Annotated in this window: 11 protein-coding genes; 8 read left to right on the forward strand and 3 right to left on the reverse strand. The window is 61.8% G+C overall.

Annotated features, from left to right (window positions below):
* The first annotated feature begins 309 nt into the window (after positions 1-309).
* The 4 genes from AS031_RS16365 to AS031_RS16380 all read left to right on the forward strand — a co-directional run bounded on the left by AS031_RS16365 (position 310) and on the right by AS031_RS16380 (position 5,546).
* Positions 310-1,566 carry a galactose oxidase early set domain-containing protein gene (locus tag AS031_RS16365; RefSeq protein ID WP_158505833.1) on the forward strand — a complete coding sequence of 419 codons (1,257 nt, stop codon included), beginning with the start codon at positions 310-312 and terminating at the stop codon, positions 1,564-1,566.
* 380 nt (positions 1,567-1,946) lie between these two features.
* Positions 1,947-2,270, forward strand: coding sequence for a hypothetical protein (locus AS031_RS16370; RefSeq protein WP_058269232.1), 324 nt, complete (start codon positions 1,947-1,949; stop codon positions 2,268-2,270).
* 73 nt (positions 2,271-2,343) lie between these two features.
* Positions 2,344-4,008 carry a glycosyltransferase family 2 protein gene (locus AS031_RS16375; protein ID WP_058269233.1) on the forward strand — a complete coding sequence of 555 codons (1,665 nt, stop codon included), beginning with the start codon at positions 2,344-2,346 and terminating at the stop codon, positions 4,006-4,008.
* Positions 4,005-5,546 (forward strand): ArnT family glycosyltransferase, encoded by a 1,542-nt coding sequence (locus tag AS031_RS16380; RefSeq protein ID WP_058269234.1) that lies wholly within the window; start codon positions 4,005-4,007, stop codon positions 5,544-5,546. Before AS031_RS16375 ends, AS031_RS16380 begins: the two co-directional genes overlap by 4 nt.
* An 88-nt stretch (positions 5,547-5,634) precedes the next feature.
* On the opposite strand, the gene AS031_RS16385 is transcribed toward AS031_RS16380, so the two are convergent.
* The 3 genes from AS031_RS16385 to AS031_RS16395 form a co-directional block, all read right to left on the reverse strand.
* Entirely contained in the window at positions 5,635-6,279 is a 645-nt protein-coding gene (locus AS031_RS16385) for a DapH/DapD/GlmU-related protein (RefSeq protein WP_058269235.1), read from the reverse strand.
* On the reverse strand, positions 6,276-7,436 hold the full coding sequence (locus AS031_RS16390; RefSeq protein WP_058269236.1) for a DegT/DnrJ/EryC1/StrS family aminotransferase: 1,161 nt from the start codon (positions 7,434-7,436) through the stop codon (positions 6,276-6,278). The genes AS031_RS16385 and AS031_RS16390 overlap by 4 nt, the downstream gene beginning before the upstream one ends.
* A 137-nt stretch (positions 7,437-7,573) precedes the next feature.
* Positions 7,574-10,255, reverse strand: coding sequence for a helix-turn-helix transcriptional regulator (locus AS031_RS16395; RefSeq protein ID WP_058269237.1), 2,682 nt, complete (start codon positions 10,253-10,255; stop codon positions 7,574-7,576).
* Positions 10,256-10,750: 495 nt separating this feature from the next.
* Here AS031_RS16395 and AS031_RS16400 point away from each other — a divergent pair, with 495 nt between their 5' ends.
* From AS031_RS16400 to rpsR, 4 genes are all read left to right on the forward strand, one after another.
* Positions 10,751-12,163: an amino acid permease gene (locus AS031_RS16400; protein ID WP_058269238.1), complete on the forward strand. Its 1,413-nt coding sequence runs from the start codon at positions 10,751-10,753 to the stop codon at positions 12,161-12,163.
* 296 nt (positions 12,164-12,459) lie between these two features.
* On the forward strand, positions 12,460-12,765 hold the full coding sequence (rpsF, locus tag AS031_RS16405) for a 30S ribosomal protein S6 (RefSeq protein WP_058269239.1): 306 nt from the start codon (positions 12,460-12,462) through the stop codon (positions 12,763-12,765).
* A 73-nt stretch (positions 12,766-12,838) separates the two neighbouring features.
* Entirely contained in the window at positions 12,839-13,411 is a 573-nt protein-coding gene (locus tag AS031_RS16410) for a single-stranded DNA-binding protein (RefSeq protein WP_058269240.1), read from the forward strand.
* A gap of 125 nt (positions 13,412-13,536) precedes the next feature.
* The gene (rpsR, locus tag AS031_RS16415) at positions 13,537-13,776 is read left to right on the forward strand and encodes a 30S ribosomal protein S18 (protein ID WP_003800144.1); all 240 of its coding nucleotides are present in this window, start codon (positions 13,537-13,539) and stop codon (positions 13,774-13,776) included.
* The last annotated feature ends 9 nt before the right edge of the window (positions 13,777-13,785 follow it).

A 13,785-nucleotide genomic window follows, 5' to 3' on the forward strand; every position in this document is an offset into this window, starting at 1 on the left:
GTACCGGCGTTACCGGCCGGTACCACGCGGTTATCTTTCGGGATGGCCGCGGTTGGAAACGGCACCATCATGTCAACAGGCTGGACCCTCACAACAGGGACAGGGACTACCACACCCCCACCAACCGCCGACCCCCGGGCAACCACCGGAGAGTGGCAGGTCGCCTCAATAACACTTCCAAACCGGGGCATCCACCAGACCCTGCTCCGGGACGGCCGAATCCTGGTCATTGCAGGCTCCGGCAACGACGAAGGGAACTTCCGCGCCGGGCAGTTCACGTCACACGTGTGGAATCCCACCACAGGCGACATGACACAGATCCCGACACCCGAGGACATGTTCTGCGCCGGGCACGTCACACTCCCTGACGGTCGAATCCTGATCCAAGGGGGAACCAAGGAGTGGTGGACTCCCACCTCCGGCTTCAAGGGACTTCGGTCGTCCTATGTATTCGACCCGGCAACCAACCGCTACACCAAGACCAATGATGCAAACGAAGGCCGTTGGTACCCGACGCTGACAAAGCTCGGAAACGGCAACATCTGGATGGGCGGTGGATTGAGCGACGCCGCAGGTTCACACGGCGCGCACACCACGGAAATGTTCAACTCCGCAACCAGTTCGTGGCTGCCGGCATCCCAGGTTCCCCAAACATGGACCTATTGGGGCGAGTACCCGCATATGTTCCTGATGGGCGACGGACGCCTCTTCTACACCGGGGCGCACACCTTCGGCGACCAGCGCCCCGGCAGCGGCTCATCGGTCTACAACTGGCTCACCGCACAGGTCGCCGACGTGCCGGGCCTGCGGGACAAGGATCTGCGCGACCACGCAGGCTCCGTTCTGCTTCCCCCGGCCCAGAACCAACGCTTCATGATCGCCGGCGGCGGCTACATCGACCGGGGCGCCGCCCCCACCAAATCGGTTGACGTCATCGACATGAACCAGGCCAACCCCTCCTGGCGCCCGGCCCCTGACCTTCCCGGGCCCGGCCGCCAGTACGTCAACCTCACCAACATGTTTGACCGGACTGTCCTCGCCTCCAACGGCGCCACGGGCAACCGTACGGGCAACATCAGCGCAGCATCCATCTTCAACCCGGCCAACGACACGTGGACCACAGTTCCGGCCGATCCGGTGGGGCGGAACTACCACTCCATGAACCTGCTCCTTCCGGACGGCCGGGTCATGATCCTGGGTTCCAACCCCATCGATGGGTCGGTTGAGATGCGGGTTTCCATCTACAACCCCCCGTATCTCTTCCGCGGAACGCGCCCAACCGTCACGTCAAGCCCGGCCACTGCGGCGTACGGGCAGTCGATAACGCTGGAGACGACCGGAAACATCGCCAGCGCTTCGCTGACGAGCCCTATGTCCTCCACGCACCAAATGGATACCAACTCCCGACTGGTCGACCTGCCGATCACCGGCACCGGCGCTACCAGGACCGCAGTCGTTCCCACCAACACGTCTCTCTTGCCGCCAGGCCCGTACATGCTCACGGTCCTGGATGACAAAGGCGCCGTCTCCGTGGCCCGCTGGATAACGATAGGACGCCAAGGATGAAAACTCGCAGGATCATGGCCACCTTGATGGGAACCCTGGCGGTCACGCTGGCAGCCATAGGAGTAGTAGGTTCCAGCGTCGCGGCACCACCGGGTTTTCCGCCTGCCACACAGGCCCAGCATGCGGGGCATGGGGCTGCAAATCCAGGGGCCGGGAAACCTGCGCCCACAGCAACTGCATCACCCGTGACCCGGTCAGAGTCCGCCCTGCCGGAGGCGGTGGCTGTGGAAGCCCGAAGCAACAACGGAAAGCAGCAAAGCCTCGGTGAAGCCCTCAAACAACCACACGGTCAGTCGCAAGCCCAGGCCAATTCCGGCGGGGGCAGTCAGCAGAGTCTTGGCGAAGCCCTGCGGCAACCGCACGGTATCGCCGCAGCAGGAGTGACACCGGAGGGGAAAGGGGTCAACAACGGGTCCACGAAGCAGGCCTCAGGCCTGAAGATGCGCGAATTGGCCCGTGGGGAGCAGGACGCAGGGATCAACGATGCCGCCCGGACCGGCGGCTGCGCACCTGGATATGGCGACGGACGATCCTGCCTTCCCGTCGCACCGCCCAGCGCTGCAGGACATGCCGGCCACGGCGCAAAAGCGGCCTGGACCTGTGAGGAACTGCTGACGCTCTTCCCCCAGGGAATACCCCTTCAGGTCCGGGGCACCGACCCCCTTGGCCTGGACAAGGACGGCAACGGCATCGCCTGCGCCTGAGCACCCAACCACTCCATGCCTGTCGCCAGCAGCGACCAAGCGTGGTGCCAACGCCATTCCCGTCTGGAGAGACATGACATCGCTCGCTATCCGCACAGCCCGGTCCGGCCACACGCTCGTTGCGCCACCCAACGAACAAGAGAAATATGCCTATATCAAGGGATCCCAGCACCGCTGGTTTTTCTGGGCTCATGCTTTGGCGTTCCTGGGCATTGCCATCAGTTTCTATGGTTTCTCGCGCATGGACTACTGGACCTTGATCTTCCTGGTTCCCCTCGCGTTTTACGCAGCGGAGACGCTACTGGGACTGCGCACCTCCACGTACAGGCGCAACGTCACCCTCCCGGACCACCAGTTCACAGTCGAGACGTGGGCGCCGGAAGAGTATCCCTCTGTCGATGTCTTCCTGCCAACGGCGGGTGAACCGCTGGAGATCTTGCGGAACACCTACGGATACATGGCGCGGCTTGAGTATCCGGGAGCATTGACTGTCTACGTCCTGGACGACAACGGCCGCGAGGAAGTCAGGACAGCGGCCACCTCCTTCGGCTTCAAATACATTGCCCGTCCAGGCAGCGAGCTGAAGAAGGCCGGGAATCTGCGCTACGCCTATGACCGCAGCGAAGGGGACATGATTGCAATCTTCGACGCCGACTTCGTGCCCCGATCAGAGTTCCTCCTTGAACTTCTGCCATACATGGAGGACAGCTCAGTAGGGATTGTCCAGAGCCCCCAATTCTTTTCCACCCCTAAGTCAATGCATTGGCTTGAGCGGACTGCAGGCGCAACACAGGAGATCTTCTATCGCCTGATCCAAGTCAGCCGCGACTCGGTCAATGCGGCCATCTGTTGCGGCACGTCCGCCGTATATCGGCGGGCCGCTCTTGAAGAGATTGGCGGCTTTCCACCCATCTCCCATTCCGAAGACGTCTTTACCGGAATCGAAATGGGCAAGGCCGGATACCGGCTCCAGTATGTCCCGGTCAACCTTTCCCAGGGGATGTGCCCCAACACCCTGGACTCATTCATCACCCAGCAGTACCGGTGGTGTGAGGGTTCCATGGAACTGGTCAAAAACGAAGAGTTCCACACCAGCTCGGGACTCAATGTAAAACAGCGGCTGTCCTACTGGTCAGGCTTTTTCTACTACGCCACAACCGCCATGAATGCGTTCTTCGCACCCTTGCCAATCCTCATCATGATTCTTATCTTCCCGCAGTACATGACAGTCATGAATTTTCTCCCGCTGCTGCCGCTTTTGGCGCTGTGGCTGCTGGTCTATCCCCTGCTCCTTACCTCGCGTTGGCGGCTGGACGTACTGCGCGCACAACTCATTTACTCCTTCACCCACGCGGTGGCGATTTTCGATGTATTTTTCGGGAAGACCTCGGAATGGGTTCCGAGCCACGGCGGCACAGAGCCTGCTCCTTTGGCCATCAAGGTCAAGCGGCTGATTGTCGGCTACATCTCGGTCACCTTCGGGGCCGTCCTGGCCGGTCTGGCCTGGCGATTGTCCGGCCCGGACTTCACCCTGTACGACTGGTGGGCGGCCCTGCTCTTCGTAGGAGTCAACGCCTATGTCTCCATTCCGGTACTTCTGTTGGCTTTGGGAGTTGAACTTCCCCGTTTCACAACCCTTCGGGGCAAATTGTTGAGCAAGCCCGGGTCCTTCAACTGGCCGCTGGGTTTTGACAGCCTTCGCAGCCTGCGTGGGTTCAGGAAGGCAGGCCGGGCATGAGCACTTTTGCACCCACCCGCTTCGAGCCGAAAACCCCTGTGTGGGGGCTGGCCATCTCATCGTTCCTGCCTTCAAAGGTTCGGCCCCTCGCGCGCTCCTGGATGCGGCATGTTCCCCTTGGTTTGGTTCTCCTCATCCAGGCACTGGTCAGTCTCCGGTTGACCAACACGGTCCATCGGGACGAAGGTCTCTACATTTGGACCGGCTACCGGATGACTGAAAACTGGATCAACGGCACGCCCCTCTATGACGATCCGGCGCGGTACTTCTCCGGCGCTCCCGCCGTTTATCCGTTCATCGCCTCGCTGCTTGATCGGGTGGGGGGACTGGAAATGGTACGCCTGCTCAGTCTTGCGTTCATGCTCGCAGCAACCGCCTCTCTGTACTACGTGGCCAAGCGGCTCTTCCAGCCGAAGGCTGCGTTCTGGGCAGCCGCTTCCTTCGCCATCGCTGGTCCCACCATGTTCCTGGGGCACTTCGCCACCTTCGACGCCATGGCACTCTCCCTGCTGGCTCTGGCCATGGCAGCCGGCGTCAAAGGCGTGCTGACACGGCAATTCGGGTGGGCTCCTGTGGTGGGTCTGCTGTTGACAGTGGCCGTCGTATCCAAGTACGCGGCACTGATGTTTGTGCCGTTCGTCCTGGCCGTCATTTGGCTGTCATCCCAGGAACGGTGGCGCACTACAAAGTTCGCTGGTGCCGCCGGCCTGCTGGCCGGCCTGATCCTCACCATTCTCGCCTTTACCGTAGGCAGCGCCGCATTGGAAGGATTGGCAGCCACGACTACCGAAAGGAACGTCATCAACGCCGCCACCTGGCAGGATGTAGCCTTCATGACGATGAGGAGCATCTGGCCCTACCTGCTGGTGGTCCCTGCCGCTGCCGGATACATCGCATGGAAGCTGCGCAGGCCGCTGCTCGCTGCGGTCCTCCTGATGGCTATGCTGGCTCCGGCCATTTACCAGGCATACATCGGAGAGAGTGTCTCGCTGGAGAAGCACCTGGGTTTTGGACTGCTCTTCGGTTCCCTAGCTGTCGGCGCTCTGTTGTCCGGGCGCATCCTCCATCCGGCCCGCAGGCTTCTCTCCGTCGGTGTCATCACTGTCCTCGTCATTGCCGGTCTTGCCGAGAGCAATCGACTGTTCAGCAGCTGGTCCAACAGCAAGGAACTATCTGACATCATGGCCTACTCCTGGGAAGCCACACCGTATATGCGGACCCTGGGCGATGTAGGCGAGCCAATGCGGTACCGGTTCATGCATGACACGGAAGTTTGGCAGTTCACCACCACTGACTGGATTTACTACAACGGCCAAAGCGGCATGCCGGCGGCGGAAGCGGGCCTGCGTGACCGTTACTGGCAGTACGTATACCTGTGTGGAGCGACCCAAGCGAGCCGGGACCTCATGCCGAGAATGGAGTCGTTCGGATACAAACTCACGAACACTGTTACTCTGCGCAACCACTACGGCAACGAAACGTACTACATCTGGGAGAACTACGAACCCCAGCGCGGGGCAGCGGCGACCGAGCGATAGCCGGATCAGCAGATTCGACAGACCACCGCACCCCCTGCAGGTCACCAGACCGGCAGGGGGTGCGGCGTTTTTTATGAGGCCCGGCCTTTTATCCGGCGGCCGACGTGCCAATCACGCGGGCTGGAACCCCGGCCCATGTTTCCCCGGCGGGGATGTTGGCAAGGACTGCGGCGCCCATGCCGACCGTTGAGTACCGACCCACTGAAACACCTTCACGGACGCTGCAATTCATCCCCAGCGTTGCACCTCGTTCAATGCTTACTGCGCCGCCCAGCGCAACCCCCGCTTCGAAGGTCGCGTAGTCCGCCACGTCGTCGTCATGCATGAAAGTCACCGACGGCATCGCGACGACGTGGCTTCCCAGGGTGACCGATGCTGTGAGCGTGACGTTTCGGAAGAGTATGCTCCCGGGACCAATCAGGCAGCCTTCGGGGCACTGGACCGTGGCGTCTATCGCCGTGGCATACCGGCTCTCCGGAATACCCATCACCTCCATCCGCTGCACGGTTTGTTCGCGGGATCTCCCGGACTCCTGGCAGACGAGCAGCAAGGCGTGGGAGTAGAGCGGCGCGTCGTCAACGGTGCCCAGGACAGGCGCACCGTCAACGGCGGAGCCTGTCAGGCGCCCATCGTCGTCGAGCACGCCCAGAACGTCGTACTGACCGCTCCCCCTGACCATTGCCAGAACTTCGCGGGCCAGCCCCGTTGCTGCCACTAAAACCAGTTCGCTCATCGGGTGGTCCCTGCGCCGGACGCCTGAATCGTATTAATGACCCGGTTAATGCCAACCCCGTCCAGTTGGTAATGCATGGGCAGGACAAGTGTCCTTGCGCTGAGCAGCTCAGCGTTCTGCAACGCACTGGCACCTGCTTCCCGCCAACGCGAAAGCCGGCGCCCAAGGGTCATTGCAGGGGCGGCCTCTATACCTGCATCGGACAGCCTTTCGAGCAACCCTTCACGGTCCACGCCGAAGCCATCCCCGACCTCCAGCCAGTAGGACTGGAAATTCGCAGTGCCATGCGGAGGGTCGGAAGCCAGCCTCAGCCCTGCCAACCCAGCCAGCCCTGCAGTGTAGGACTTGGCAATGTCACGGCGGCGCTGAACAATTCGTGCGAGCTTCCGAAGCTGGACGTTTCCCAGGGCCGCCTGAAGGTCCGTCATCCGGCAGTTGAGGCCCGTCTCAGTTACATCGCGAGGCGATAGGGGGGATGATTGCCGGGCGCGGGGAAGGTGGCGGACGTGTTCGCGGAGGCTCCGTGCCCGGATCGCCCAGTCCGTCCGGCCAGTCGTGAGCATGCCGCCTTCGCCGGTAGTGAGAGTCCCTCCTGGACCGAACGCCCAGACGGTAATGTCCGCACCGACTCCTACGGGATGACCCTTATATAGGGACCCAACAGCGGATGCGGCATCCTCTATCACCGCAATGGAATGCCGGGCGCAGAATTCCCTGATGGGGTCCAGGTCAACAGGCATGCCGCCCTGGTCGCTGACGATCACGGCTCTGGTGTCCAGAGTCAGTGCTGCACGTATTGTCGCTTCTGTTGCATTCCCGAACCTTGGTTCAACGTCACAAAGCACCGGGAGTGCCCCGACGCCGGCTATGGCGCCAGCTACGGCGGCCACGGCCGGCGAAGGTACAACGACGTGGTCACCGCGGCCAATTCCTGCAACTATCAGTGCCACGTGCATGGCAGCTGTGGAGCTCGAAAAAGCAACCGCGTGCGCGGCTTCCTGCAGTGAGGCGAAATTGATCTCGAACTGCTTAACCTTCGGGCCCTGTGCCACCCATCCTGAAGCGATGACTTCCGCGAGGGCAGCGGCCTCCTCCGCGCCGAGCCAAGGCTGCGAAATACTGATCCGGGCCAGAAGCATTTCCGGACTCATCGGCATCCTGCTTTCCTGGTTTCCCTGCCTCCAACCAAAGCTAGCGCCCGCATCGGTGCAGAACCCCGGGCGGCAGAAGGATATGTTGGTGACGAATCAAACCTCTGCGGAATATGTGGTTACCTGCGCTGAGTAAGACCCGTCTAAACGGCCGGTAACATGTGTGGTTCCCGCCTCGGAGCGTCCTTACGGGATGCCAAGGCCGTTAGCTGAGCCCTTGATTCCACTCCGAGCTTCCGGTAAATAGTCGTCAGCCGGACCTCCACGGTCCGGACCGACACAAAGAGTGCCGCAGCGATTTCCTTGTTCCGCATACCCCTGGCGACCATCTTCGCGAGGGCGCGTTCATGATCGAGCAGGATCATCAGTGCCGGGTTGCCGTCCGCTCTGGGCGTCTCTGCCCGGTCCTCAAGGAGCAAGCTGTCCACGTGCCTGATCCAGGCGTCGGCACCGACTTCGTGAAACATGACTTTCGCTCGATGAAGACCGTCCATGGCCTCTCTGGTTCGGCCCAGGGCCCCGAGACGCTCCGCGTAGCACAGCATGGTCCGGGCGCGTTCAAGAGGCGATTCGTGGCTGCCCCTGCTTTCCATCGCCTGCCTGAACAATTGCAAAGACTGCTCACCCTCAGTCAGCATCGCACGGCTGCGTGCCACGCTCATCTGGACCCAGGGCGATCTCAGCCCAACTGCCCTGCTCTCGAAACGATGAAGGGCCTGAGTCGCTTCACGTATTCGGCCGAGGCGGAACAATACCTCCACAAGATCGGCGTCGATCCGCAACAATGTGGGATTTGCAAACCTGTTGCCGATCTCGGCGGCGCGCGTGAGATGCGCGCACGATTCCGCAAAATTCCCCCGCACCAGAGCGAAATGGCCCTGCCATGCCGCTAACTGGGCGGTAATAGCTGGATTGCTGTCTGCGCCCGAAAAATGCTGGGCGTCCGCAACGTGGCGGGAGGCAGCGGCATCATCACCGAGGGAGAAAGCGCGCCAAATGCGGAAAATGTGCCGCATTCCCCTGTGGTACTTCGATTCTGGTTCAGAGAGTTCGAGCTGGGAGATGGAGTGAGCAGCCTTCCGGACATTTCCAGCGCGAATCTCGTTGTCCACAGCGAGGTATTCCGCGGTTTCTTGCCAAATCGCATTCGAGGAGTCAAGGGAGTTGCGGACTACGCTGAAAGCCTCCCTGGCCAGTTCATGGTGTTCCGAGTACGTCAGGGCCCGCCCTTGAACCACCAGAACAGCCATGCTGAGCGCAGACTTCCCGGCACCATACTGCGCCCTTCCCCGAATGGCATCGATGAGGAGCCGTGCGCGGTCACTCACGGCTGAACTTTCAGTTGTCGCAAATTCACTGAACCCACCGGCTTGATCAAGGAGGCTCAGGGCATCATCCAGTTCCCACCGTTCAGCGAAATAGAGGGCTCCAAATGCCAGCAGCGAAGCAGCGTAGGCGGGATCATGGCTGCCGAGCTCCTTCACCAACCGAAGAACCATGCTCGACCGCACCGTGGCACCCTGTAGAAACTGAATCTCGAAGGCAAGCCCTGTCAGCCGCAGAACCAGCGCCGGACTGTGGGTAATCCGCCGGGCCCAGTCCAAATAGCGCTTGGCATAGATAAATTCGCCCCTGTTAAACAAAAGCTCCGCGATGATAGTTAATCGCGCAGCAGTTTCAGCTTCCCAGGGATTGATTGTCAGTGCTCGCTCAATGAACTCAACGGCGAAGGAAACATCGCCCTTGCGGATCAAGTCCACGGCGGACCTGAGGAGGGCGAAGGGGGTCTGGCGTTCCAAAGTGCTGAAGCTGGTATGCCAGCGCTGCGCGTATTGGTCCGATTCACCCGCGGCATCGCCCAGGGCCTTGTGGTGGGCCGTTCGGACAGCCGGTGGCATCAAAGCGAAAACATAACCGCGCAGAAGCTGGTCCTGGATGCGGACGTACGGGCCGGACTGGCTAACCATGCCGCTGGCCATCAGCTCATCCAGCGCGGACCATGAGCTGCCGAGCACGCCTTGGACCGAAGCGATGTCGCTTCTTGAGGAAAGCGCCAGAAGATCCATGACCTGCCGGGCTCCGTGGGACAGTGCGCCTACTTTCCCGGCGAAATACGATTCAAAGCTCCCCTTGCAGGGAAGCGGAATGGGGAGCGCATATTTTCCCTCCGCCTGGCGCTCAAGCAGGCAAGCATAAAGTTCGACGGCGGCGAGGGGATTCCCGCCTGTAGCGGCGGCGACAGCGTGTACCGCCGTAGCGGCGGTCTGGCGTGCGGGAATGGCCTCCAGCATGCGGATGGTGTCGGTGTAACTGAGAGGCTGAAGAGTTATTGCGGGCAGGCTGTTGAATGGGCTGCCCGCTGCTTCGTCACGAACGCCGGCAATGATCACGAGCTCGGTGCCGGCGAGGCGCCGGGCCAAAAATCCGATGACTGCCTGGCTGCCGGGGTCCAGCTGGTCCGCATCGTCCAGCACAACGATGGTCCTTGAGCAGCAGCGCTGCTGCAGTCCCTCGAGAAGCCTCATAGCCAGCGTGGTGACGTCCATGGGGCGGCCCGAGTCGCGGAGAAGTTCATCCGTCAGCCTGCTGAGCAGAGGATCATCGATTCCGTTGAGAAGCGCGCTAAGGCCGGAAAAGGGCCAGTCGGCCTCCGAGGCGCTGGCCCGAAGGACTACGGTCCTCTCGTCGGAGAGGCGGGGGACTTCGGAAAGCAGCGCTGATTTTCCTGTCCCCCGACTCCCCTTTACCGTCAGGGCGCCTTCCCGCGGAGCCCTTATCACGGCAAGGATCCGTTCCAGCTCATTGGTTCGGCCGACTAAAGACATGGAGCCCCCATCCTCTAAGAATGAGACCGCTTATTTCCTGCACTAATCCACGGCGATGCCCCACAGCGCTTGCTTGACTGTTAGGTCAACTCCTCGGTTCCCAGCCGATGCACCACAATGTAGCCTGCTGTCTTTTGCCGGCACCACAGTATTTTTTGCCGGGAATTTGCGAGTACACCACTTGGACCCGGCATGTATGTGGTCTCCAACACCTGCTGTCACCCACGGCTTTGAACTGAAGGCCCTGAGCCTAGTAAGTTTCCCTCACATTTCAATGTTTCCCTGCATGAACCTTCTGATGCCTGCTAATGTTCACGGCTGGAGAAACCACCGATTTGGGCAGGCTCCGCTTGTGCCGATGCACATGAACCTGTGCGACCCGGCAGGTCTAGGGTGGGAGAAACTTGTGATCCACCGCACTGGAAGGGCCCCGGGCAACCTCCGCCGCCGCCAGTAGCCCCAAATTTACGCAATAACCAGAAGGACGGCGCACGCATGCCCGCTGACCAGCAACTGTCCAAGTCGCTCAAACCACGGCACCTTTCCATGATCGCCATCGCCGGCGTCATCGGCGCGGGACTCTTCGTGGGCTCCGGTGCGGCCATCCAACAGGCCGGCCCCGGCATCCTGCTTGCCTACATGGCAGCGGGCATCGTGGTGATCCTGGTGATGCGCATGCTCGGCGAGATGGCGGCCGCCAATCCCGAGACCGGTTCCTTCTCCACCTATGCGGACAAGGCCCTGGGCCGGTGGGCCGGGTTCAGTATCGGATGGCTCTACGCATGGTTCTGGATCATTGTGCTCGGCATTGAAGCCACAGCCGGTGCCGCCATCATGCACCGCTGGATCCCGGGGATCGACCAGTGGGTCTGGGCCCTGATCCTGATGGTCCTGCTCACGCTGACCAACCTCGGCTCGGTCAAGTCCTACGGCGAGTTCGAATTCTGGTTCGCCTCCATCAAGGTCGCTGCCATTGTCCTGTTCCTGCTCTTCGGCGTCGCCGCCATCCTGGGCCTGGTGCCCGGCGTTCCCGCACCCGGCCTCAGCAACCTGCTGGACAACGGCGGCTTCATGCCCAACGGTCCGGGTGCGGTCCTGGCCGGCATCCTCGTGGTGGTCTTCTCCTTCTTCGGCGCCGAGATTGCCACGATCGCCGCCGGCGAGTCCGAAAACCCCGTGGACGCCGTCAAGAAAGCCGTGAAGTCGACGGTGTGGCGCATCCTGGTCTTCTACATCGGCTCGATCGCCATCGTGGTCACCCTGCTGCCCTGGAACGACGCCAGCGTAGCCAAGAGCCCCTACGTGGCCGTCATCGAACTGTTCGGCATCCCCGGCGCCGGAACCATTATGGACATCGTGGTGCTCACCTCGGTCCTGTCCTGCCTGAACTCCGGCCTCTACACGGCCAGCCGGATGCTCTTCTCGCTGTCCCAGCGGGGTGACGCGCCGCGCTCCTGGACCAGGATCTCCCGCCGGGGCGTTCCCGCCGCCGCGGTCCTGGCTTCCACCGTGGTGGGATTCATCACCGTGGGCCTGAACTACATCGCGCCGGACACCGTCTTCCTGTTCCTGGTCAACACGTCCGGTGCCATTGCCCTGTTCGTCTGGCTGGTGATCGCGGCCTCGCAGCTGATCCTCCGCAAGCGCATGGGTGACGCGGGCAAGGAACTGACCCTCAAGATGTGGTTCTTCCCGTACCTGACCTGGCTCGCGATTGCCAGCATCGCCGCCCTGCTGGTGGGCATGGTCATCGTGGAGTCCACCCGGGAATCGATGCTCCTCTCCGCAGCCCTCGCCGCCGTCGTCGTTGCTGTGGGCGTGTGGCGTTACCGCAAGGGCGGCCCCGCCAAGACGGAGCCCGCAGCCGGCAGCCGCGACCTTCCCGCGAAAACCGGACCGGCGTCGTAAGCCGCACCCCACGTCCGGCCCGCCGGATTCAGTACACTCCCGCCGCCTGCCCGGAGCCCCATGGCTCCGGGCGGGCGGTTTTCCACATACGGCTGCGGATTCCCGCGGGACTGCCGCCCTCCCGCTAGGCTCAAGGCAGGAGCGAATCGCCTTATCCGCCCCAAATGCACTAAGATAGTGAAGTCTGTGCTGCGCCCGGCCTCCCAACCGGCCGACGTGCACCGCGCAACATCGCAAATGAACCTCCTGTTACGGAAATGCCGTAACCGCTTAGCCCAAAGGAGGTGGGTTCACATATGCGTCCTTACGAATTGATGGTAATCATCGACCCCGAGGTCGAAGAGCGTACCGTTGAGCCGTCGCTTCAGAAGTTCCTGAACGTCATCACCAACGATGGTGGAACCATCGAAAAGGTTGACATCTGGGGCCGTCGCCGTCTGGCTTACGACATCAAGAAGAAGTCCGAAGGTATCTACGCCGTGGTGAACTTCACTGCCACGCCGGCTACCGCCAAGGAACTTGACCGCCAGCTGTCTCTTAACGAGACCATCATGCGCACCAAGATCACCCGCCCCGAAGAGCAGAAGGTTGTTGCTGAGTAATTCAGCACCGATTTTCATTCTTTACCCCGCAGGAAACGCACTCTTCATCCAGGATCGAACAAGGAGGCAGTAGATGGCAGGCGAGACCACCATTACGGTCATCGGTAATCTCACCAATGACCCGGAACTGAGGTTCACACCGTCAGGTTCGGCAGTCGCGAACTTCACCATTGCTTCCACCCCCCGTACCTTTGACCGCCAGTCCAACGAGTGGAAGGACGGGGAGACCCTGTTCCTCCGCGCCGCCGTCTGGCGTGAAGCTGCCGAGAACGTGGCCGAGTCCCTCACCAAGGGCATGCGCGTCATCGTCACCGGCCGCCTGAAGAGCCGTTCCTACGAAACCAAAGAAGGCGAAAAGCGCACCGTCATCGAGCTTGAGGTCGACGAAATCGGCCCCAGCCTGCGCTACGCCAACGCCAAGGTCAACCGCACCCAGCGCTCCGGCGGCGGGCAGGGTGGCTTCGGCGGCGGCAACAGCGGCGGCGGCTTCGGAGGAGGCAACTCTGGTGGAAACCAGGGCGGCAACTCCGGCGGAGGCTGGGGCGGCGGCAACCAGCAGGCTGCACAGGACGACCCCTGGGCAACGCCCGGTGTCTCCAACGCAGGCGGCTGGGGCAATGGCCCAGATTCCGAACCTCCCTTCTAAACACCCATTAAAGGCCCGACGCCGGAACCGCCCAGGTGCCGCAAGGCACCAAAGCCACTGCCGCCGTCGGACCACCACCATCCCGTGGATCCACTCCACGGGCTCCCTAGAATAGGAGCTCCACGATGGCTAAGGCTGAACTCCGTAAGCCCAAACCAAAGTCCAACCCCTTGAAGGCCGCTGACATCACCGTCATCGACTACAAGGACGTAGCACTGCTGCGCAAGTTCATCTCCGACCGCGGCAAGATCCGCGCCCGTCGCGTCACCGGCGTTACGGTCCAGGAACAGCGCAAGATCGCTCAGGCAATCAAGAACGCCCGCGAAGTTGCACTGCTGCCCTACTCCGGCGCCGGCCGCGGCTAAGGAAGGGAT

It is taken from the genome of Pseudarthrobacter enclensis (assembly GCF_001457025.1).
Lineage (GTDB): Bacteria > Actinomycetota > Actinomycetes > Actinomycetales > Micrococcaceae > Arthrobacter > Arthrobacter enclensis.